The sequence below is a fragment of the Acidobacteriota bacterium genome (assembly GCA_029861955.1).
Lineage (GTDB): Bacteria > Acidobacteriota > Polarisedimenticolia > Polarisedimenticolales > Polarisedimenticolaceae > JAOTYK01.
On record JAOTYK010000005.1, the window covers coordinates 83251 to 106801 of the forward strand.

Annotated in this window: 13 protein-coding genes and 1 riboswitch; of the genes, 8 read left to right on the forward strand and 5 right to left on the reverse strand. The window is 65.0% G+C overall.

The window, feature by feature from the left end:
• Positions 1–19 precede the first annotated feature (19 nt).
• The 6 genes from OES25_03570 to OES25_03595 all read left to right on the forward strand — a co-directional run bounded on the left by OES25_03570 (position 20) and on the right by OES25_03595 (position 13503).
• Complete coding sequence (locus OES25_03570; protein ID MDH3626716.1) at positions 20–670, forward strand: MotA/TolQ/ExbB proton channel family protein; 651 nt, start codon at positions 20–22, stop codon at positions 668–670.
• A 4-nt stretch (positions 671–674) separates the two neighbouring features.
• Complete coding sequence (locus OES25_03575) at positions 675–1157, forward strand: biopolymer transporter ExbD (GenBank protein ID MDH3626717.1); 483 nt, start codon at positions 675–677, stop codon at positions 1155–1157.
• On the forward strand, positions 1154–1672 hold the full coding sequence (locus tag OES25_03580) for a biopolymer transporter ExbD (GenBank protein ID MDH3626718.1): 519 nt from the start codon (positions 1154–1156) through the stop codon (positions 1670–1672). Before OES25_03575 ends, OES25_03580 begins: the two co-directional genes overlap by 4 nt.
• A 3-nt stretch (positions 1673–1675) precedes the next feature.
• Complete coding sequence (locus tag OES25_03585; protein MDH3626719.1) at positions 1676–3148, forward strand: AgmX/PglI C-terminal domain-containing protein; 1473 nt, start codon at positions 1676–1678, stop codon at positions 3146–3148.
• 55 nt (positions 3149–3203) lie between these two features.
• Positions 3204–3295, forward strand: a riboswitch (cyclic di-GMP riboswitch).
• 79 nt (positions 3296–3374) lie between these two features.
• The gene (locus tag OES25_03590; protein MDH3626720.1) at positions 3375–8468 is read left to right on the forward strand and encodes a hypothetical protein; all 5094 of its coding nucleotides are present in this window, start codon (positions 3375–3377) and stop codon (positions 8466–8468) included.
• A gap of 4 nt (positions 8469–8472) precedes the next feature.
• Positions 8473–13503 (forward strand): OmpA family protein, encoded by a 5031-nt coding sequence (locus OES25_03595; GenBank protein ID MDH3626721.1) that lies wholly within the window; start codon positions 8473–8475, stop codon positions 13501–13503.
• A 195-nt stretch (positions 13504–13698) separates the two neighbouring features.
• On the opposite strand, the gene OES25_03600 is transcribed toward OES25_03595, so the two are convergent.
• Positions 13699–14253, reverse strand: coding sequence for a hypothetical protein (locus OES25_03600; protein MDH3626722.1), 555 nt, complete (start codon positions 14251–14253; stop codon positions 13699–13701).
• Between the two features lie 38 nt (positions 14254–14291).
• Positions 14292–14438, reverse strand: a complete 147-nt coding sequence (locus tag OES25_03605) for a hypothetical protein (GenBank protein MDH3626723.1) — start codon at positions 14436–14438, stop codon at positions 14292–14294.
• A gap of 65 nt (positions 14439–14503) precedes the next feature.
• Here OES25_03605 and OES25_03610 point away from each other — a divergent pair, with 65 nt between their 5' ends.
• A complete protein-coding gene (locus tag OES25_03610) occupies positions 14504–17791 on the forward strand; it encodes a glycosyl hydrolase (protein MDH3626724.1) in 3288 nt (1095 codons plus the stop codon).
• A 241-nt stretch (positions 17792–18032) separates the two neighbouring features.
• Here the strand turns inward: OES25_03610 and OES25_03615 are convergent, their stop codons facing one another.
• Together OES25_03615 and OES25_03620 are read right to left on the reverse strand one after the other, a co-directional pair.
• Positions 18033–18650, reverse strand: coding sequence for a hypothetical protein (locus OES25_03615; GenBank protein MDH3626725.1), 618 nt, complete (start codon positions 18648–18650; stop codon positions 18033–18035).
• A gap of 354 nt (positions 18651–19004) precedes the next feature.
• Complete coding sequence (locus OES25_03620; protein ID MDH3626726.1) at positions 19005–20216, reverse strand: GDSL-type esterase/lipase family protein; 1212 nt, start codon at positions 20214–20216, stop codon at positions 19005–19007.
• A 403-nt stretch (positions 20217–20619) separates the two neighbouring features.
• Between OES25_03620 and OES25_03625 the strand changes: the two genes are divergently transcribed.
• A complete protein-coding gene (locus OES25_03625) occupies positions 20620–20760 on the forward strand; it encodes a hypothetical protein (protein ID MDH3626727.1) in 141 nt (46 codons plus the stop codon).
• A 66-nt stretch (positions 20761–20826) separates the two neighbouring features.
• Here OES25_03625 and OES25_03630 read toward each other — a convergent pair whose 3' ends face one another.
• Complete coding sequence (locus tag OES25_03630; protein MDH3626728.1) at positions 20827–22695, reverse strand: hypothetical protein; 1869 nt, start codon at positions 22693–22695, stop codon at positions 20827–20829.
• Positions 22696–23551: the final 856 nt, after the last annotated feature.

The following is a 23551-nucleotide window of genomic DNA, read 5'->3' on the forward strand; positions in this document are numbered from 1 at the left end:
TACTGCAGGAGGTGTGACGATGGATGGCTTGTACTCCGTGGTGAGATTTTTCGTTTCCGGGGGACCGTTTATGTACCCCATCCTGATCGTGTTCTCGGTCGGCGTCGCGATCGCAGTCGAGCGTTTCATCACGCTCAATGGCATCAAGAAGCGCAATGCCGGCATGTGGAGCCGCCTGCAACCGGCCCTGGCGAAGGGTGAGTTCGACAAGGCGCGCGAGATGACGAGCAAGGACGATTCCACCGTCTCGCGCCTCCTGTCGTTGGGCCTGGCAAGACAGGGCGCCGTCCGTCACCGTGAGGACATCGAGATCGCGATGGAGGAGGGAATGATGGAGATCATCCCTCAGCTCGAGAAGCGAACGGCCTACGTCGCACTCGGCGCCAGCATCGCAACGCTACTCGGTTTGCTCGGCACGATTATCGGCTTGATCCATGCCTTCACGGCGGTGGCCGGTGCCAACCCGGCCGAAAAGGCGGACCTGTTGTCGGCCAGCATCTCGGTCGCGATGAACACGACGGCGTTCGGGCTGATCACCGCGATTCCGCTGCTGGTCGTACACACCGTACTGACGACCAAGACCAGCGAGATTGTCGACAGCCTCGAAATGGCTTCCATCAAGGCGCTGAACGTCATCACGTCGATGGCCAAGCGTCAGGCCACGGCGTAACGACATGGCTAGAGCACACCACTACCGGCGGCGCCAGAAAGAGGTGCCCGAGCTCGACATGACGACGTTCATGAACCTGATGGTCGTGCTCGTGCCGTTCTTGCTGATCACAGCGGTCTTCTCGCGGATCACAATCGTCGAGCTCGACCTTCCCAGCGCGAAGAGTAACGACGCCTCCGCACCGACCTTTCGGGTCGAGGTTGTCGTTCGCCACGAGGGACTCGAGATCATGGACGGAATGCAGGTCATCGCCGCGATTCCCAACATTGGCGACCGCTACGATCTGCCGACGCTCTCCGACTATCTCGTCGAGATCAAGCGCCAGTATCCCGATAAAGAAGACGCCTCAGTTCTTCTCGAGCCCGACATCGAGTACGACCACCTGATTCAGGTGATGGATGTCGTGCGCACCGTCGAGCTGGAGGACAGCGAACACCCCGTCCGCGCGGAACTGTTCACGGCCATTTCCATAGGAGACGCACCGTGAAGAGCTCACGACGCCTCAGACGGATGAAGCGCAACAAGCGCGGCCTGCCGAAGTTGAACCTGACTTCATTGATGGACGTTTTCACGGTCCTCGTGTTCTTCCTGATGATCAACTCAGCGTCCGTCGAGACACTGCAACAACCAAAGCAGATCACCCTGCCGGAGTCGATCGTCGATGCCAAGCCGCGAGAGACGGTGGTGATCTTCGTCGGCACCGAGACCGTCTTGGTGCAGGGAGATCCCGTCGCGCTCGTCGCCGAAATCGATTCGGACACCGGTGCCGGCGTCGAGCCGATCCGTGCCCGACTTGCGGAACTGAGCGAGAGCGTGATCGGGCTGAGCACCCGGGCCGTTGCCGAGAGTCAGGAGGTGACGGTGCTCGCGGATCGGACGATTCCGTTCCGTGTGCTGAAGAAGATCATGGCTACTTGCACGGCCGAGGGTTACACACGCGTTTCGCTGGCCGTGACGCAGAAGTCCGAGGAACCCCCGACGGGCCCCTCCGATCAGGTGTAATTGATGAACTCTAACGACCATCACGAGTTACGCGCACGCGCCGAAGAAGTTCGCAGCCGGGTGCAGACGCTGACCGACGACCTGCGCGTCGTCGACGAGAACGTCGATGCACTCGCGCCGCAACGGATGCACCACGAGCTGCTGGAAAAGGCGTGCTCGTCCCTTGAGAAACTAGGCGATTGTGGGGTGGCCGCCCTGTTCTGGGGCGAAGACTTCGACCGCGACGGCGTATCCAACCGATTGCGCGAGGCCCGCGGCCGCATCGCTGCGTTCCGCGAACGGGTCGACGCGCTGGACGACCAGCGCCGCGAGATCCTCGACGGAATCGCCGGCGAAGAGCAGGACCTCGAGATGCTCGGCGCGGATCTCTACTACCTCCGGAAAGAGGAAGAGCGGCGTAAGAACGAATGGGTCATCGAACGTGAAGTAAATCCACTGCCGGCCCGCAAGTCGCGGATGCCGTGGGCCCGGGGCGGCGAAGACGACCGGCGCTTCCGCCGCTCGCTCGGCGGTGCGCTGATGACCAGCATGCTGCTCGGGGCGCTGCTCCCGTGGATCCCGCTGCCGATCCCGGAGAGATTCGTGCCCGAGGACATCCCTCGGCGGCTCGCGCAACTCGTCCGCGAGGAGAAGGCGCGCCTCGCGCCGCCGCCGCCGGCGCCGATCGATAAGCCGGAGCAACGCGACGAGGCCGAGAAACCGAAACCGGAAGAGCCACCCGAGCCGAGCGAGCAACCCAACGAACCCGACGCGATCGCGCAGGCGCTGCCGGAACCGTCGACGAAGACCGACGAGCTGGCGCCAGCCAAGCCGTCCGTCGCTGCGCCGGGCCCCCGGACGCAGGTGCGAACGGCAGGCATCCTCGCCTTCAAAGACAAGTTTGCGGGCCTCGCGAAGGACAAGGTCGCACCGAAACTCGGCGCCGATGCACGCTACGGCATCGCCAGCGATTCGAGCGCCGCGGAGGCGCCGTCGCGTTCGATGTTGACGACGAACGCGCCCGGGTCGAGTGGCGGGATCAACATTTCGTCCCTCAGTCGGAATGTCGGCGGTGGGGGTGGTGGTGGCCCGGGAGGCGGCGGCGGCATGCACGGTGTGCAGATCGGGCGACAGAGCAGTTCGATCGATTCGATCGGCGGAGGGGGCGGCGACCGTCCGCGTGCGGGTGGCGGCCATGGCTCGACCCGCACCGACGAGGAGATCCAGATAGTCTTCGACCGCTACAAGGCAGCATTCTATCGTCTTTACAATCGCGAGCTGCGGAACGACCCGACGCTGCGAGGACAGATGGTTCTGCGATTGACGATCGAGCCCGACGGCAGCGTTTCGATGTGCGATCTCGAGTCCACCACGATCAACGCATCGGACCTGGCCACGCAGGTCGTGAACCGCGTCCGAATGATCAACTTCGGCGCGAAGGAAGGCGTCGATGCAATGACAATCGTCTACCCGATCGATTTCTTGCCGAAAGCATGAAGCGAGAACAAACCAACGATGGAGAGGACTATCTGATCCGCTGACAAGCGAGCGATTTTGACAAGGGCAAACCCGTCGAAAGGCGGGGACGCAAAGTCACCGGTCTAACGGGCCTCGAGCAGGCCTTAGGACAGCGGGACCGCCGGAATCAGCCACCGAGCGTCCTGGATGCCTCGGTGTCGTGTCCCGGCGATCCCATCGCGCGGCGAGCGGCTCGAGGACATCAATGACTAGCAGTGTTCATGATCGAAGGAGATGGGACGGCAGGAGAGCGATTCTCCTGTCGCTGGCGCTCTTCGCCGTCATGGCGGGTTCGTCGCTCGACGTCTCTGCGTGCCAGGCATTCGGCGGAGTGATCGACGGCTTCGTCGACCCGATCCCTCCGTCCCAGGTCCAGATCGACGGCAACTGCACGATCCGAAACTTCCCGGCCTCCAACCCGCTGACGACCAACTTCAGCTTCTTCACGCAGCCCGGCCAGACCCAGGAACGCTGGCTGATCGTCTTCGACAACGTCGTCCACACCGGCCAGATGTCCTGCAACTCGGTGTTGGGCCACAAGATCTGGTTTACGAACGGCTCGTCAACGACGATCCAGGAGGACTGTCAAAACCTCCTGATCCCCGTCGAAAAGATCGAGAAGGACAATCCGCCGGGGCCGCCGGTTGTCTCCGTTGGCGTCCCCTTCACATGGACGCTTACGATCCCGGTCCTGTTCGACCCCGCGACCGAAACAGTCATCCAGCTCGACGGATCGCCCAACGACCTCCACGGCATCACGGTCGTCGACGACCTGAACGAAACCGGTGTCGATCTGACCTATCTCGGCCATGTCGCCTACTGGCTTGACGACAACACGCCCGTGCCCCTCACGTTCTCGAACGTCGGCGGCGTGCTGACCTTCGACAACATCCCCATCGTCGATGCCGGGCGGCAGTTCGTCGTCGAACTGACGGTGGTCCTTGAAGACACGCCGACCAACGCATCCGGCACGCAGTTCGTCAACACCGCACGCTGGAGCTTCGGCCGCCTGATCGAGGGCATCTTCTACGAGCCGCTCCCCGGCGAATGGGGCATCTCCGAGCCGCTGACGATCGCCGCACCCGAGTTGGTCGTCACCAAGACCGGCCCCGCCACGATGAACCTCGCCGAGTGGGGCGAGTTCGTGCTCGATGTCCACAATGCCGGGCTGTCCGAAGCCTGGGACACCACCCTGCGCGACCTGCTGCCCGACGGTCCGACCGGCGGGATGTGCGATCTCGCGCCGGAGATCCTGAGCGCGCGTGTGTTCGCCGCCGACGGCGTCACCCCGGTCCCGGGCAAGGGACCGCTCGTCGAGGGTGCGGACTACACAGTGACCTGGGCGGGCGCCCCCACCTGCCGACTCGAGATCGTCACGACGACCGCGAATGCCTCCATCGAAGCGGACGAGCGAATGGTCATCCGCTACCGTACTCAACTCGACGGCGACACCCAGGACGGCGTCCCGCTGACCAACGTCGCCGGCGCCATCCGCTGGTTCAATGGCGACGACGGGGTCAGCGACCGCATCGTCTACGACCGCGTGCTGACTGACGGCACCGTCGGGACGGCGGATCACCAGGACGCGCACACCGTCAACGCCGACCTGACCGGCTTCTTCTTCGAGAAGACGGTTGCCAACCTCGCGTCGGGGGCCAACCCCGCCACGACCGCCGCGCCCGGCGACACACTGCGCTACACGCTGCGCTTCCGCACGACCGACGACTCGCTTACGAACTTCTCGATCGTCGACGAACCCGACGCGCTCAACGTATCGCCGGTGTTCGTCCCCGGCACGCTGTCGCTCGTCACCGTCCCCGCGGGCGCCGACACCAGCGGCACCTCCGCCATCGGTGGCGCCGCAGGGACCGGCGTGATCGACGTCCGAAACCTGTCGACGCCGACGGGCGGCGAGGTGGTCATCGAGTTCGACATCACACTGGCCGCGACGATTCCCGACGGAACGATCGCAACGAACCAGGCGTCGCTATTCGACTCGGGCGGCTCGCTCGTCGCGCCCAGCGACGACCCGTTCGTCAACGGCGCGGCGTCACCGGACGTTGCGGGAGACGAGGACCCGACGCGGATCACGATCGTGTCGTCTCCGGCGTTCGAGGTGCAGAAGATCTCGGCGGATCTCACCGGCGATCCCGCGGTCCTGCTGGCCGGCGAGACGCTGCGGTACACGATCACCGTCCGCAACGTCGGCGACGCCGAAGCCGTGGATGCCGTGCTGCGTGACGCGGTGCCGGTCAACACGTCCTACGTCCCGGGCAGCACAACATTGAACGGAGCGCCGGTTGCCGACATCGGCGGCCTGTCGCCGCTGGTCAACGGGATGCCGATCAACACACCGGCCGACCCGACGCCGGGAACGATGCCGGCCGACCCGGCTGCGGTCGCCACGATCACGTTCGACGTGATCGTCGACCCCGGAGTCCTGGACGGCACGATCATCTCGAACCAGGGATTCGTCAGCGCCGTGCAAGGTGGTGTCGTCGACCAGCCGTCGGATGATCCAACGACCCCGATCGCCGACGACCCGACGCAAGACGTCGTCGGCAACCTGCCGCTGATCTATGCCGAGAAGAGTGTCCAGCTGTTCGGCGATCTCGGCACACCGGGAATCGTTGACCCCGGAGACGTGCTGCGCTACACGATCGTCGTTCAGAACTCTGCGGCGATCGACGCGACCGGCATCGTGCTCACCGACAACGTGCCTGCGGACACGTCCTACGTCGCCGACACGACATTGCTCGACGGCACGCCGTACGGCCAACCGGACGGTGGGGTCTTCCCGCTTATTGCCGGGGTGTCGATCGGCACGCTCGCCGCGAACTCGGCCGCCACCGTGCAGTTCGACCTACGGGTCGCCGCGGGCACGCCGACCGGGACCGTGATCAGCAACCAGGCGACGGTCTCGAGCACCGAGCTTCCCGACGTGCTCACCGACGGCGACGGCGACCCGACCACCGGCCCCGAGCCGACGGTCGTGGTGGTCGGCGACGTGCAGCAATTGGCCATCACGAAACAGGTCGCAGTGGTCGGCGGCGGGCCGGCCGTCCCGGGCGCAGAACTCGAATATCTCGTACGCGTCACCAATATCGGCGCGGTCCCGGCATTAGGCGTTGTGATCACCGACGACCTCGACGCTCCACAACCGGGACAGCTTGCCTACGTACCGGGCAGCGCGACCATGAACGGAGCGACAGCGGGTGTGAGCTTCAGCGGCTCGACGATCACGGCCGATTACGCGTCGGCCCGTGGCGAGCTGGCGCCGGGCGAGGTGGTAACCCTCCGCTTCCGGACGATTCTCGACCCGGGTCTCGTGCAGGGCACGACCGTGACGAATACCGGTGTCGTCACCTGGAACAACCCGATCCGCAACGCCAGTGCGAGCGTCTCGTTCGTCGTCGGCGGCATTCCGGGAGTATCGACCGTCAACGGCAGCGTGTGGCACGACGCCAACTTCGACGATGTCCGCGACGCCGGCGAGCGACGTCTCGGCGGCTGGTCTGTCGAGCTCTACCGCGACGGCGTGCGAGTTCTGACGGTACCGACCGATGTCGACGGCGATTGGCGAATCGTCGGCCTCGATCCGAATCAGGGTACCGGGATCGCCTACGAGGTTCGCTTCCTGGCGCCCGGCGCTGGACCGTCCTCGGCAGCGTTGGGCGACGCCGACTCGGCGTTTACCGACGGGATGCACCGCATATCCGACATCGTCGTCCCGCCCGACGCCACACTGCAGGGTCTGAACCTGCCGATCGATCCCAACGGCGTGGTCTACAACTCACTCTCGCGGGTGCCGGTCCCCGGCGTCACCTTGACGCTGCTCGATGCCGGCAGCGGGACCCCGCTGCCCGGCGCCTGCTTCGACGACCCCGCGCAGCAGGGACAAGTGACGCTGCCGGACGGGTACTACAAGTTCGACCTCAACTTCGGCGACTCGGCCTGCCCGAGCGGCGCGGAATACCTCCTCGATGTTCGGGCGCCGGCGAGCTCCGGGACGTTCGTGGGAGCCTCGCAGATCATCCCGCCGACGAGTGGAGCGGCGACTGCGGCGTTCGTGGTGCCGACCTGCCCGGGCTCCATCGACGATACGGTTCCGGCGACCGCCCAGTTCTGCGAGGTGCAGCCGTCCGAGTTTGCGCCCGGTGCCGCGGTGCCGCCGCGAACGACCGGGACGAACTATCACCTGCGCCTGATGTTCGACGGCACACGTGCACCGGGATCCAGCCAGATCTTCAACAATCACGTGCCGGTCGATCCGGTGCTGGGCGGGACGCTGGCGCTGACGAAGACCTCACCGCTGCGAACCGTGACACGCGGCCAGCAAGTGCCGTATCGCATCGTCTTGAACAACCTCTCCGGCTCACTACTGACCGACGCCGATGTCGTCGATACGATCCCTCCGGGCTTCGTCTACGTCGAGGGCTCGGCGCTACTGGACGGCGTTCCGGCCGAGCCGACGGTGCTTGGACGCGAACTGCGCTGGAACGGCCTGACGATCGCGGGTCTCGAGACGCGCACCTTCGACCTATTGCTGACGGTCGGCGCCGGCGTCGGCGACGGATCGTTCGTCAACCGTGTGACCGTCGTCAACGCCTTCAGCGGCACCCAGATCTCGGGCGAGGCGACCGCGACCGTGCGGGTCGTTCCGGACCCGACGTTCGATTGCACCGATGTGATCGGCCGCGTCTTCGACGATGTCGATCGCAACGGGATTCAGGACGAAGGCGAGCTCGGTATTGCCGGCGTGCGCGTCGTCACCCCGCGTGGACTGCGCGCGACGACGGACGAGCACGGCCGCTACCATATAACCTGCGCGATCGTGCCCAACGAGAACCGCGGCAGCACATTCGTTCTCAAGCTGGACGATCGCACGCTGCCGAGCGGATTCCGCTTAACTACCGATGCGGTACAGGTAAAGCGCGCGACACGCGGCAAGGCGCTGCGCATCGCATTCGGCGCGACGATCCATCGTGTGGTCGGCATCGACCTATCGGACGCCGCGTTCGAGCCCGATGCGACCGAGGTACGCGTCCAGTGGCGGCCGCGCATCGAACGGCTGCTCGACGAGTTGCGAAAGGCGCCGTCGCTGTTGCGCCTGTCGTACGTCGCAGACACGGAAGAACTCAGGCTTGTCGAGCGGCGGATGGAGGCGATTCACCGCCGCGTCACCGAGGCCTGGGAGGCGTCCGGGACACCGTACCCGCTGACGATCGAGCCCGAAATCTTCTGGCGCCTCGGCGGGCCACCCGAACGGTCTGTCGTGCGTTCGAAGGGCGGGAGGTGACGACATGAAGTACACCTCGCCGTTCCTGTTGCTCGCTATTCTCGCCGCTGTGATGCCTGCGTTCGCGGAGTCTGTCGATACGGCGTCGCCGGGCGAATCCGTCGAACGCCATCTGTCGGTCGATCAGACGTTCCGCCGTTGGTCTCACGATCCCACTCTGCTAGATGTCGAGCGCGGTGACCGGCTCGAGACCCGGCAGGTCGATGCAGAAGCGTTCGAGACAGTCAAGCTGAAGAACGTGATGCCGCCGATCCGGTTCGAGTCCGGCGTCGCCGACATCCCCCCGAACTACGTGGACAAGCTGAATCGCCTGCTCGACGGCATGCGCCACCGCCGCAACGTGCGGGTGCACTTCGTCGGCCACGCCGATTCGCAACCGCTTTCGGACTCGCTCGTGCGTGTGTTCGGAGACAATGCGGGCCTGTCGCGCGAACGCGCAGGAGAGGTCGCCGAGCACTTCAAGAACATCCTCGATCTGGCCCCCGAAGCCATCAGCTACGAGTGGTTGGGCGACACGGATCCGATCGCGTCCAATCTGAACGAGTCGGGCCGCGCGCAGAATCGTCGCGTCGAGGTCGAACTCTGGTACGACGAGGCCCGCGATGCAAAGCGAGACGAGGAGATCGTCGTCTCGGACGATATACGGCGCGTCAAGGTCTGCCGGATGGAGACCGTCTGTAAGTTGCGCTACCTCGAAGGCCACGCGCGACGAGCGCGGGTTCGCAATCTCGTGGTCCCGCTCCGCTTCGTCGACGAAAGCACGCCGATCCCCACAGAGTTTGTCCGCCAGGTCAGCCAGGTGCTCGACAACCTCCGTGGCAAGACGAATGTTGCCGCGCGCTTTATCGGTTACACCGACGATGCCCCGCTTACGGGCCGCGTGGAACGCATCTACGGCGATCACCTGTCGCTATCGAAGTCGCGGGCTCTCCGCGTCGCACTTGCGATGCAAGAGGCGTTGGCGCTTCCGAGTGCCAGGGTCGAAAGCGACGGTCGAGGAGCGGCACGCCCGATCGCGTCGAACGCGACTGCCCACGGGCAAGCGCTCAACCGCCGCGTAGAAGTGGAGTTCTGGTACGACGACCCGCTCCAGGAGTTGCCCGAAGAACCCGGCCCCTGCCCCGATGACTCCGGTGACGAGTTCGTCACGAGGGTCTACGATCCGCCGTGGGGCCGGATCGATACGCTCGAGCTCGAGAACGGTCAACCGACGGTGCCTGTCGGGCTCGCGTCGACCCTCCAGCGTGCGCTGGGGGATGTCGCCGACCGCGACAATCCGCGGGTGCGATTCGTCGGTTACACGGAGAACGCGCACCTCGACCGGCGCACGGCGTCGGTCTACGGTGACGATATCGGCCTGTCCGCGGCCCGAGCACGACGTGCACGCGAGATCGTGATGCAACACCCGCTTCTGACCGGCGCGAACGGCGAGCACGAGGGTCGTGGCTACGTGCAGTCTGACGATGTCGTCAACGCCGGCTTCATCCAGGGCGAGAGTTCGTTCGTACGTGTCCAGGTCGTTTACGACGAGCCGCAACCGATCGACGACTGGGATGGCGTGGACGTGACGCCGATAACGCGCGAACTGACTCCGAAGAGTCCCTACGAACTGAACGTCATGCGAATCACGGTCGACGGCGACCCGATCGACGATCCCCAACGCAGCTCGTCCGATGTTCAGCGCTGCACCGACGTGGCACTCGACTCGGTTGACATAAGCTTCCGCTTCGACAACCTCGAATCGCGTCGCCGGCTGGCCGTCGCGGCGACGCCGTCGTCGATCGCGTTTCACGGTGCGTATGCCCCGGTCGTTCGATTCCGCGCGTACGACAACTACTCCAGCTTCATCGAGCGTGCCGAAGTACGCATCCTCGAGCCGGGACAGTCTCCGAGTGCGTCGCCGATTGCGATCGCCGTCGTTGACGAAACGGGTCGCGCCGAGTGGCCGGTGTCCCTCGAGCCGACCGCGGGACCCGTGCGCGAGTTGCGTTACGTTCTGCGCGTATACGACTCCAGGGGTCGGTACGACGAAACGGAGCCCCGCCCGCTGTGGCTCTACGCGGGGGCCGAGGCGATGCCGAACCCGGCCTCGGATTCGACCGCCTACGGCGAGTCCGCACTGGTTCGTGGGAAGATTCCGGTCGAAGGCGGCACCGTCACCGTGCGCGGTGGCGCGATCCCCGCGGGCCACACAGTCTGGGTCGCGGGCCGTCAAGTACCGGTTGATGACAGCGGCGCGTTCATTGCCGAGGAGATCCTCCCGCCCGGTGCCCACACGGTCGAAGTTGCGGTGCTCGACGCTGACGGGAACGGCAGTCTCTACCTGCGCGACCTCGAGTTCGGCGGTCGCGACTTGTTCATGGTCGGGATGGCGGATCTCACGCTGTCCGCGTCGAGCTCGAGCGGCCCCGCCGAACTGCTCGAAGGCAATAACGCAACCCAACCGGCCGATTCGTCCTTCGACGGCCGCCTGGCGTTCTATGTCGACGGCGAGCTAAAGAACCGCTGGCGCCTGACGGCAAGCGCAGACACGCGCGAGGGACCGGTCGATGAGCTGTTCAGCAACTTCCTCGACAAGTCGCCTGACGCGCTGTTCCGACGCCTCGACCCGGAAGACCACTACCCGACCTTTGGCGACGACAGCGTCGTCGAGGAGACCGCACCTACACAGGGCAAGCTCTACGTCAAGATGAGCCGCGGCGAGAACTACGGCGTCTGGGGCAACTTCGAGGTCGACTACCTCGGCAACGAACTGGCCCACGTCGATCGCGGGCTCTACGGAGCGAACGGTCACTACGAGTCCGACACAACGACGAGCTTCGGAGAGAAGACACTGGCCGTTGACGCGTTCGCGGCCGAACCGGGGACGATCGGTAGCCACGAGCGCTTCCGCGGAACCGGAGGGTCGCTGTACTGGCTGCGCCATCAAGATATCCTGGTGGGCTCGGAGCGCCTGCGCATCGAGCTACGCGACAAGGCATCGGGACTCGTCAACGGCGTCGTCGATCTGCGTCCCGGCACCGACTACGACATCGACTACCTCCAGGGCCGCGTGCTACTGACCGAGCCACTCTCGTCGACTGCCGAGGACAATCTGCTCGTCCGCGCAAGCGGCCTGAGCGGAGACGAGGCGCACCTCGTTGCGCGCTACGAGTACACCCCCGGCTTCGATGAGCTCGACGCGGTCGCCGTCGGTGGCCAGGCGCACTATTGGTTCAACGACCACGTCCGACTCGGCGCGACGGCGAACGTCAACGAGGAGGACGACGCCGACAGTAACCTCGGCGCAGCCGATCTGATCGTGCGGGCGAGCACCGATAGCTGGCTGAAGCTCCAGGCGAGCCGCAGCGAGGGTCTCGTCACTCGCCTGCTCGACTCGAACGACGGCGGATTCGAGTTCGCTGGCCCGGCCGACACCACGTTCGTCGACGCCGACGCGACCGCGTATCGCGCCGACGTCAGCATCGGACTCGGCGAAGTTTTCGAGAACGCAAACGGCCGCCTCACGCTTTATGCGCAGACCATGGACGCCGGGTACTCCGCCCCCGGACAAGCCGCGCTACGCGATACCGAGCAGATCGGCGGCACGTTCGGCATGCGAATCTCGGACCGACTGAGCCTGGCGGCCAAGGCGGACCGGCGTACGGAGACGGAGGGTGTCGAAACCCGCGCGGTAGAGGTGAACCTCGGCTTCGACCTGAGCGACGCGTGGAAACTGCGCGGCGGCATTCGCAACGACCTGCGCGAGGATGCCTCGCCCATCCCCGTCGCGACCCAGGAACTCGGCGAGCGAACCGATGCGGTCGTGCAATTGAGCTACGACCCGCAGGCGACGTGGCGCGTCTATGGCTTCGCGCAGGGCACTCTCGACGCCGAGGGCGGACGCGAGGACAACAACCGCGTCGGCGTGGGCGGCACGTACCGCTTAAGCGATCGTCTCAAGATCGACGGCGAACTGTCCGGCGGCGACCTTGGCCCCGGGATTCGGGTCGGCACGGGCTTGCTCTACACCGAAGCGACTCGCCTCTACCTGAACTACTCGCTCGAGAACGAGCGGACCGACAACGGGCGTCGCGCCCGTCGCGGCACGCTGGTCTCGGGCGTGAAGAACCGTCTTTCCGACAGCTCGAGCGTTTACGTCGAGCAACGCTACCGTAACGGCGGGACCCTGACCGGCCTGACGCACGCGGCGGGGATCCGCTACGGCGCGACCGAGCGCTGGACGCTTGGCGCGAATGCCGAGGTCGGCTCGCTGTTCGATGCACGCACCGCCGCCGAGACCGAGCGCCACGCAGCCGGCATCCGCGTCGGCTACGGACTCGAGAACGTGCAATTCGCGAGCACCGTCGAGTACCGCAACGACGAGGCACAACGGCCCGACGCGACGCTGACCGAGCGTTCGGTCTGGCTGTTCCGCAACAACGTCAAGTACCAAGTATCCGACGACTGGCGTCTGCTCGGCAAGCTCGACCACTCGACGAGCGACAGCTCCGAGGGCTCGTTCTTCGACGGCGGTTACACCGAGTTCGTGTTCGGCTGGGCCTACCGGCCCGTCGCGAACGACCGGCTGAGCGCGCTGGCCAAGTACACCTACTTCTACAACGTTCCGACGTCGGACCAGGTGACATTCTCCAGCACTTCGGTCGAGTACATCCAGAAAAGTCACATCGCCGCGCTCGACGTGACCTACGATCTGACGGCGCGCTGGTCACTCGGCGGCAAGGTCGCGTACCGGCTGGGCCAGGTCAGCCTCGACCGCGTGAACCGCGAGTTCTTCGACAACTCCGCTCAGCTAATCGTCCTGCGGGCCGACTTCGCTTTCCTGGAGAAGTGGGAGACGCTTTTCGAGCTGCGCTCGTTGAGCCTTCCGGACATCGACCAGCAGCGCAGCGGCGCGCTGGGGGCGATCTACCGTTCGTTCGGCAAGCATTTCAAGGTCGGGGCCGGCTACAACTTCACCGACTTCTCGGACGATTTGACCGACCTCGACTATGATCACAATGGGGCGTTCATTAACTTGATCGGCACGATGTAATCACATCGACCGTCCCGAAGCTCCACAACGCCCGAACGAGTGGTGCTCGACTGCCGGGGGGCTATGGACAGCACAACTGACGGCGTGGCCGACGATTCCGCCGAGTGCACCGCCCGGGGCCCAATTCAGCCTCATCGCGAAGTCTTGGAGTTGCGGATAGAATTGCTTGGCCGTCCGTTGTAGCGCGTCAGGCGCTCAGAATGCGTGCGTCAGCCCCGGCCCGTTCCACTCCAGGTCTTCCAGCCAGCGCTTCGTACTGCCGAACGAGCGGAAATTCTGCGGCGGCGTCGACGTGAACAGCACCAGGACGTTGCTGTTGCCGCGCCGAGTGAAGTACGCCCGCTGCCTGCGGCCCGGGTCGACCGAGTGGTCGTTGAGTTCCATGCAGGTCCAGAAGATGTCCTCGGTCTCGACGTCGTGGCAGTCGCCGAACTTCGAGCCCGGGAAGGCCTCGGTCATCGTTTGCTTGTAGACGTCGCGGAACTGGGTCGCCGTCAGCTTCGAGAAGAGCGGATCGGTCTCGGTCAACACCGAGGCCGACACACCCGGTCGTGCGCCGAAGTAGACGTAGTCGCGGACCATGGTGGCCGCCTCGCCCAGCTCCTCTTCGTAATGCCGCGCCGGCATGTGTGGCCAGCCCTCGGCGCGAGGGCGCAGGGTCGGCGTATACGAGTCGTGGTAGTGCCGGACGACGAGGCCGCCCGCGAGCAGCACGAGACCGAAGAAGCAGGCGATGATGACGCGACCCATTCGGACAACATCGGTCGCCGGATCCGCCGCTGCAAGTCCTAGACCTCGGCGCTGATAACGGCGCCATTTCCGCCCCGTCGCGCGCGTGCGGCGAGGCGGGCGCGGAACTTCAGGTGCCGTTTCGGCCTCGTGGCGCCGGCGTGATCCGGAGACGAGGAGAACGCTCCATCGATGTAGATCGTCACGCTTCACACTTCGGTCGGCAGCGGTTCGCTATACTCCCTGATCTACGAACGGGAGACTCAACGATATGAAGCGAAAAGTAAGACTGGGCTTGGTGCTGGCGTTCGTCGCCGCGTCGTTCGTGACGAGTTTCGCCGCGGAGGCGAAGAAGGACGCGGTCTGGTCGACCAAAACATTCGAGGGACTCGAACTTCGCAGCCTCGGGCCAGGCTTCATGTCGGGACGGATCGCGGACGTCGCGATCCACCCCGAAGACGAGAACCTGTGGTACGTCGCCGTCGGTTCCGGCGGCGTGTGGAAGACGGTCAATGCGGGCGTGACGTTCACGCCGGTGTTCGACGATCAGTCGTCGTACTCGATCGGCTGCGTGACGGTCGACCCGTCGAACCCGCACCGCGTGTGGGTCGGCACGGGTGAGAATGTCGGCGGCCGACACGTGGGTTACGGCGACGGCATCTACGTCAGCCATGACGGTGGAAAGAACTGGGCCAACAAGGGCCTGAAGGAATCCGAACACATCTCGCGCATCGTCGTGCACCCGGAGAATCCCGACGTGGTCTGGGTCGCCGCCCAGGGCCCGCTGTGGTCGAAGGGCGGCGAACGCGGCGTCTACAAGACGACCGACGGCGGTGAGAGCTGGAAGCGCACCCTCGGTGACGACGCGTGGGTCGGAGCGACCGAGATCGTGATCGACCCCCGCGACCCGAACCGCCTGTACGCCGCAAGCTGGCAGCGTCACCGCACGGTGGCCAGCTACATGGGCGGCGGCCCGGGAACGGGGTTGCACCGCAGCGTCGACGGCGGCGAGACCTGGGAGCTTCTCAGCGAGGGCCTGCCGGAGTCTCGCATGGGCAAGATCGGCCTGGCGATCTCGCCCCAGCAGCCCGACGTGCTGTATGCGGCGATCGAGCTCGACCGTCGCAAGGGTGCGGTCTACCGCTCGGCGGATCGCGGTTCGACCTGGAGCAAGATGTCCGAGGCCGTCGCCGGCGGTACGGGCCCGCATTACTACCAGGAACTCTACGCCTCGCCGCACGCTTTCGACCGCCTCTACCTGGCAGGCGTGCGCATGCAGGTGTCGGACGACGGCGGCAAGACGTTCCGTCGCGTCAAGGAGGTCTACAAGCACTCAGACAATCACGCCCTGGCGTTCCGACCGAGCGATCCGGACTACTTGCTGATGGGAAGCGACGGCGGGCTGTACGAGAGTTTCGACCTCGCTGAGAACTGGCGGTTCATGGAGAACCTGCCGGTAACCCAGTTCTACAAGCTGGCCCTCGATGACGCGGAGCCGTTCTACAACATCTACGGCGGCACGCAGGACAACAGCACCGAGGGCGGCCCATCGCGCACCGACAACGTGCAAGGCATCCAGAACTCCGACTGGCGGGTCGTGCTCGATTGGGACGGCCACCAGCCCGCCACCGAGCCGGGCAACCCGGACATCCTTTACGCCGAACGCCAGGAAGGCTTCCTCTCGCGGGTCGACCTGACCACGGGTGAGGTCGTGCACGTCCAGCCGCAGGCTGGTGAAGGCGAGGATCACGAGCGTTTCAACTGGGATGCGCCGATCCTGGTCAGTCCGCACAAGCCGACGCGGTTGTACTTCGCTTCCCAGCGTGTGTGGCGCAGCGACGACCGCGGGGACTCGTGGCGCGCGGTGTCGGGCGACCTGACGCGCGACCAGGATCGCTTCGAGTTGCCGATCATGGGCGCGACGCAGAGCTGGGACAACGCCTGGGACGTCCTGGCGATGTCGAACTACAACACGATCACATCGTTGGCCGAGTCGCCGATGCAAGAGGGTCTGCTGTGGGCCGGCACCGACGACGGCCGGCTCCACGTGACGACCGACGGCGGTGAGAACTGGCGCCTGATCGAGGCCGGCGACCTTCCGGGCGTTCCCGACACGGCGTTCGTCAACGACATCAAGGCCTCGCTTTACGAAGCGCAGACGGTGTTTGTGGCCCTGGACAACCACAAGTACGGCGACTACACGCCGTACCTGCTGAAGTCGACGGACAACGGCAAGAGCTGGAAGTCGATTCGCGGCGATCTACCCGACCGCACGCTGGTCTGGCGTGTGGTGCAGGACCACGAGCGCAGGGAGTTGCTGTTCGCGGGGACGGAGTTCGGCATCTACTTCACCGTCGACGGCGGTACTCGTTGGCTGCGCCTCAAGGGCGGGGTGCCGACGATCTCGTTCCGCGACCTGGCCATCCAGCGCCGGGAAGACGACCTGGTCGGCGCTTCCTTCGGCCGCGGATTCTACGTGCTCGACGACATCGCGCCGCTGCGAGAGGTCTCGGTCGAACAGCTCGAGCAACCGGCGACGTTGTTCGGCACCCGCAAGGCATGGTGGTACGTGCCTCGCTCGGCACTCGGTTTCGACCCCGGCAAGGGCGACCAGGGCGCCTCGCACTTTCTCGCGCCGAACCCGCCGTTTGGTTCCGTGTTCACCTACTACCTGAAAGAAGATCTGAAGACGGCGAAGGCTACCCGCCAGGAGACAGAGAAGACCGCCGTCGAGGAGAAGACGGCCGTGGCGTTCCCGGGCTGGGACGCGGTCGAGGCCGAACACCGGGAGCCGCAGCCGAAGATCTGGCTCACGGTGCGCGACGCTGCCGGCGAGATCGTGCGACGTGTCGAAGGTCCGACCAAGAAGGGTTTCCATCGTGTGGCCTGGGATCTGCGCTACCCGCGTCCCAAAGCGATGCTGCAAGTCGAGCCGCCGCCGCCGATGTGGGGCCTGCCGCCGCGGGGCCTGATGGTGGCGCCCGGCACCTTCACGGTCACATTGACCCGCCAGGTCGGCGGTGAGGTCACCGAACTTTCGGAGCCTCGTACGTTTGAAGTGGTTCCGCTGCGCGAGGGGGCTCTGAAGGGAGCCGACCCGCAGCAGGTCGCCCAGTTCTGGCGCGAGCTCGAGTCGGGCTATCGCCTGTTCACGGCGATGCAGGTCGATCTAAAAGGGCAGCTCGCGAAGACCAAGCGCATGGCCGACGTGCTGGCGTGGTCCCAGGCGAACCCTCAACTCGAGATGCGCTACCACGAGCTACGCGGGCGCCTGCACACCCTCGACGCGCGCCTCAACGGGAGTCGCGCACGACAGGAGCCCGGCGAAAAGGTGAAACCGACGATCAACGCACGGCTGTTCAGTGTCCAACTGGGCGTCGAACGCTCGACCTACGGTCCGACGCCGACGATCCGCAAGAGCCTCGAGATCGCACAACGGGAGATCGGTGAGTTACACGGCGAGGTCGAGCAGGTCGCCCGTGACGTCGAAGCCTTCGGCCGCGCGCTGGTCGACGCAGGCGCGCCGTGGCTGGAGGGTGGTGAGTTGCCGCAGCCCTAGGGCGACCGTTGGTGGAGGCGGCGGGGATCGAACCCGCAATTACTCCTGGGCCGAGTTGACGCGGCGAATGTTCGCGGTGGACGCGCTTGAATGCCCGGCGTGCCAGGGGCCGATGCGGGTGCTGGCCACGATCCACCCGCCCGAGGGGCGCCGCGGGTGACATAGCTCCGGGATCTCATGACTCGTAAATCGCCCGCCGGGGCCGTGACAGACTGGACGGTTAGTAATGGGGCTTGTCGAACTAAATCCCGCAATCTGGCTGGGTTAGATCAAGCCCTCGATCGGCTGCCGATGAAGCGACCTGGGATTCGCACGTCTCAAACTCTTCTGGTGTGATCGAAAACAAACGAATGACGTTCAAACAATTCCCGTCGGCGCAAATATCTCGGAGTTGACAGGCTGGTTGGGAGACGAAGGCTCCGACACTAATAACCCGCGTAAGATAGTCTTCCGTAGACTGTATTTTCCATCCATCTATGTTCGTTAGATTATTCGGCGCCTCAGCATCCTTCTGGAAAAAAACCGAGTCGGTCTTCGACGGCCTGCGCAACCCGGCTAATTCCTCGGCGGACCAGCAGGGACACGGGGTCTGGACGCATGGCATGTCCGGATCGCCCGTTTTCATCTTCTTGCGATAGTTTTCTAGAATCTTGCGGTTCGGCACGTTGAGGTTTTCGAGGTCGCCATTGGGCGAAATAAGATCCGCATCGTGGGCTTCGCAGTAGGCAATGCACAGGCCGTACAAGCCGGGCGTGTGGTATGCGAGAACATCGCAGACGCCTTCGTTTGGTGGTGTCGAACCATCCGGGGTGCCCGCCCAGACCGGGCCAAGAACCAGCAGTCCCAAGATCAGGATCATCGATAGTCTCATGGTTCCCGTCAGCCGAGCCGACAGGCCCTTACAATGTACCGGCAACACGGCACTTCCGGCCGTTTTAGTTGGCGCGCACGGGGAGTTGTGTCCGCCGCCTGTGCACCGCGCTTATCTGCCCCGCCTCTGGGGGCGCCGCGGGCCGATTTCAGCCCCCTGGTGAGTTCTCGGTGTTGACGTAAGGGCCTATTATCGGACTCTGGCGCTGTGCCCGTACTCCGTGAGTTTCGAAAAAGGGCGCTTGTTCCGCTTACCCGCAGCTGGAGGATGCCTGAATTCCTGCTGGCCTACATGACGACCCTCGCCTGGGTGATGAGCTTCGTCGTCTATCAGGGCGGCCGGCTACTCGGGTTCAGCTAGCCGCGCGCCGACCGAAACGAGCTCCTCGATCCGGTCGGCGAACAGAACGGCCATCGCTTGCATTCCGGGATCCGAGAAGTGGATCCCGTCCCGTAGGAAGTGCCGGTCGAGTTCGGGCGAGTCGATGACCCGTCGCTCGAGGTCGAACAGCGCAACCCCCTCGCGGTCGGTCACGGTACGCACGATGTCGTTGTAGCGGCGATGCAGATCCACGATCGAGTCGGCGTCGCTGCCGAAGCCGCGGTCGATCAGCGGCTGCGGAACGCCGAGCCGGTAGTGCGTCGTCGGGGCCGTGACGAACACCGTCGGCGTGCCCAGCTCAGCCATCGCGTTCGCGATCGCGGTCAGGTTGGCACGGTAGTGATCCGCAGGAACACGAACCCGGCCCGCAGACGCGTCCGGTCGACTCCGTAGCGTGGCGCCGAGCCAACGGATGAATTGCGCCAGTCGCAGGTTCGAGAGTTTTCGGTAGCCCCGTGTCGCACGCAGGCCGCGTGGAACATCGACGACCTTGTCCGCGTCGATGTCGCCGTAGGCCCGCCAGTGGTCGTTCCAGCCGTAGTAGACGAACACGAGGTCCGGCTCGAGCCGCGGTACCAGCGTGTCTGCCAGGATCCGGCCCTGGTGCGACGAGTAGCCGGAGACGGAGAGGTTGACGATGTCGATCTCCAGATCGCCGAGGCGACGCTCGTTGAGCAACCCTCCCACGAAGGTCGGATAGCCCTGGTAGGTGCACGAGTCGCCGAGAAACACGATGCGAAACGCCCCTTCCGGCTTCGGAATGCGAGGTTCGTCTCCTGGGAAACCGAGCGAGTTGACGTCGGAACGCGTGCTGGGCAGTCTCCAGAACAATCGCTTGTCGGGAAGCAGGCGCACCATGTCTGTGGGGCGCGGGTAACCGAACTGGATTCCGGACTCGTAGCGAAACCCGCCGACCCGTAGTGCCAGCTCGGGGACCACCAGCATCAGGTTGAGCATGGCCAGCATCAGGAACGGTCCGACGCTGCGTCCACGTCGGTGGCGCCGGCCCATCCAGACCGTGCCGACGACGGAGACGCCCAGCAGCGGCAGGAGCAGCCATCCCCAGCGAACGTCGCTCGGTAGCACGAGCGCGACCAACGCCAACGACAGCGAGAAAGAAGAGAGATAGACGGCGCGATGCACCGGAAGCAGGCGATCCGGAGACGCCGTCATGGCGCGTGGACCTTGCGACGGGCGTCCGGGAACGGGTCGGGCCCGTGTTGATGGGATCGGCTGGGCATGAGAGACCTCTTGAGACTAACGCAACTTGTGGGTGAAAGGAACCGGATGTCCGACCCGGGCCGGAGCGATCCGGGCAACGAAAACGCGCGTCCCCGCGCTGCAACTCGTGGCGTCGCGTTCCGACTCCGTAGGTGAAGTCCGGGACGCGGCTGGCGCGCGCCAAACGCAGCGCGCCGTCCTCCGCCTGCAACTGAGCGCGGTAGAGCGCGGCCAGCGGACCCTGCTTCGCGTCGCTCGTCACCTGCTCCAGTTCGGGGAGCGAGCCACAGCTCTCCAGGTCGCCCTGCACCGCGTCGAAGTGCGGAATGCTGCCGCCCCAGCTGGTGGCCAGTCGGTGACGCGCGACCTCCAGCTCGCTTTCGGCCTGTTGCAGATCGATGCGGGCAAGGCCGTGACGCCGAACAACCTGGTAACGCCCTCTGGGGGCGCCGCGGGCCGATTTCAGCCCCCTGGTGAGTTCTCGGTGTTGACGTAAGGGCCTATTATCGGACCCTGCCCTCTACCGTACTCCCTGGGTTTCCCAAAAGGGCCTTTGTTCTTCTTACCGGCGCCGCCGCATCTCCTCGCCTCGCCCATTGCCCTGCATGCCGCGCACCGAGCGCCCACGCACCTCGTCACCGCCGGGTCGCTGGTCGTGGGGCACCAGCACCTCGAGGGTGCAGCTGCCGACGTTGCCGGCCAGGTCGGTGGCGGAGTAGTCCAGCGCGTAGACACGACCGGACTTGGCGCGACCGGAACGACGGGCGCGCACCTGGCCTTCGGTGTCGGCCGTCCCCAGTTCCCAACCGTCCATGTAGGGTCGGTTGTCCGAGCGCATCGTCATCCGCAGCGACTCGTCCATCGAGACCCAGTCCAGCACGAAGCCCGGAGTACCCGCGCCGTCGTCGGTCGCTTCGACCGTGGCGACGACGTCAACCATCTTGCCGTTCGGCGGCCAGATCTGCTCCGGCGTCACCGAGCAGGTCAGCTCCGGCGCCGTCTTGTCAATACGAATCACCAACTCCTGGGTCTCCTCGACGTTGCCCGCGAAGTCGGCGGCGTAGAACAGGACGGTGGTCTCGCCCTCTTCGACGATAGTGACCATCGCCATGTCCGAGTCGACCGTCGTCGGACCCTCGATCTGGGCGCCGACCAGTTCGTAGGTCAACGCGACCACGCCGGTGCCGCCTTCCTCGTCCAGCGCGGAGAGCGTGACGAGGACGTCGGTATTGTTCCAGCCGTTTTCGTTGGCCGCGGGATCGGCGATCGCGGTGGTCACCGGCGGGGTGCGATCCTCGCAGGCATCGCCCTCACCGTCGCCGTCCGAGTCGGCCTGGAAGCCGCGCGAAGTCTCGACGTCGTTCAGCATGCCGTCGCCGTTCCAGTCGCAGAAGGACAGATCCTGGTCGCAGTTGCCGTTGGGAACGTCGGGGCAGTTGTCGCAGCCGTCGAGGATTCCGTCGACGTCGGCGTCAAACGCCTCGGCCTCGTCGCCGTAGATCACCGTGACGTCGATCGCACCGGAACTGTCGGCCAGCGGGTCCGGCGACTCCTCGCCGGAGGCACTGAACCAGTAGCCGTGCAGGACGTAACGATCGGCATCGACGCCGCGCACGATCAGGCGGGCGACCGCATCGTTGGCACCCTCCGGGAACGCCAGCACCTGACGCATGACCGGCTCGCCGAGCAGGTCGGCGAAATTCTCGGAGGTCTCGATCTCCGCACCGCCTTCGAATTCCCAGGTCGCCGAACGCGGCGCCAGCGGATCTTCAGAAATCGTGAAGTAACAGGCACCCTCGGCCCCGGCGGCGGCACCGAAGCGCTCTTCGAAGCCGTGATTCCCGCCGGCCATCGCGATCAGATCGCCGTCCAGCGGCAGCGTCGGTCGTCCGTCGCCGACGTAACAGCCGTCCTCGACCTCGCGGGCGCAACAGGTGGCGCCATCGGTGTCGCAAGCGTCGGCGGCGGCGATCTCCGCGCCGAAATTATCGTGGGCCAGCTCCGTGGCGAACGCGGCCTGGTAGTCCGACTCGCGGACCATGAGCAGATAGCCCAGCTCTTGCCGCGCGACGACCTCGTCCGCGTCGGGATTGCGTGAGATCTCGATCACGACCGTATCGGAGAGATCGAACGTCAGGTCGGTCGACTCCGCGGTCGCGCAGTCCTCCCCCATCGCCTCGTTACCGAGGATCGAATCGCCGTAGGCGATACAACACAGTTCATCCGGTTCTTCGCTGCCGCACGTCGGTACCGTTACGGTACAGTCGTCGCTACAGATCGGCGTCCGTTCGGCGCAGTCGACCCGTGGGAACACGCACGCCTGCAGCGGCAGACGGCGATCGAGAGTACGAGTCGTCGAGCCGGCGACGGCGACGGTCGCCGTGATCAGCAGAGCAAGACACAATAATGAAACGAGGGTGCGTGCGGGCATCGTATTTCTCCTGATCGGGTATGCACGCAATATACCCAGCACGGAGCGAATCGGTCAGCGTTTCAAAACGCTTTTCGCAGTCTTCCAGTCGCAAATGTCAACGGGAATTCAAAGAATAATGGGTTCTCTATGACGCAAGAAGGCCCTACTTTTCTTTGTACCCTGCCAGCCGCGTCAGCCCCTGCGCCGACGACGCGACACGGACGACCTCGGTCGTGGAACGGAAGACGAGCGTACGTCCCTCGGCCTTCTGACGCGTTCTTCTCGTCGCGCCGCTCCGCACGCTTCTGGAACACCTTGTCGGTCACGTTGCGCGTCGCACGACCGATCTTGTGACGCAGCTTGTCCGGCGACGTAGTCCACCGCGGGTACGAACGTCTCGTCGGTGGCGATCTTCGCCTCGCCGACGTAACTGCGGATCCGTTCGCGCTCTTCCTCGAAGGTGCGAACCGTGTAGCGCTTGCGCGACAGGTTCACGTAAGGGCAGATTATCGGACCCTGCCCTCTACCGTACTCCCTGGGTTTCCCAAAAGAGCCTTTGTTCTTCTTACCCGCTCCCGCAGCGGCGTCAAACCGGGCGAAGACCTGACGGCCTTCGAGTGAGCAGGAGAGCTCTCCCTCGCTTGGCGCTTGTCGCAGACTGGTGGAGGCGGCGGGAATCGAACCCGCGTCTCAACGGGAGTGGGTTCCATCGCGATCCTCCTGAGCGTAAGCTTACGGCACCCGGGAGTTCCCGAACTCTAAAGGAAGACTTCTTATCGCCACCGAGACTCGCATCGTCCTGCTTCAGACGCGGAATCGTGTGCGCAGTCAGGAGTTATGGGCAGTCCTTGACGCCGCCGGAATACCTGCGGAG